We start from the raw sequence: 270 nt of genomic DNA on the forward strand, positions 1-270 counted from the left end.
AGACGAAACAGAACTGAGAGAGGGCCACTTGGGACGCAGCATCATTTGCGAAGGCGACACCACGTCGCACGGCGGCAGAGTGCTTGAAGGAAACCCGACAGCAACGGTGGAAGGCAAGCCCATTTCGGGCGTCGGCCATATGGTTGCGTGTCCGCAATGCAAGGGCACATTTCCGATCTTGCCCGACGTGCTCGGCCGTCGTTATCCGCACGCAATCGACGGTCGGAATACGGCTGTCGAAGGTATGCGCACTGCATGCGGCGCGACGCT

General features: G+C 60.4%; 1 protein-coding gene. It reads left to right on the forward strand.

The features are described from left to right. Positions 1–28: 28 nt before the first annotated feature. The coding region (locus SB717_RS36060; RefSeq protein WP_410907795.1) for a PAAR domain-containing protein at positions 29–270 on the forward strand (242 nt) is incomplete at its 3' end.

Source organism: Priestia sp. SIMBA_032, from assembly GCF_046535215.1.
In the GTDB taxonomy this organism is placed as follows: Bacteria; Bacillota; Bacilli; order Bacillales; family Bacillaceae_H; genus Priestia; species Priestia aryabhattai.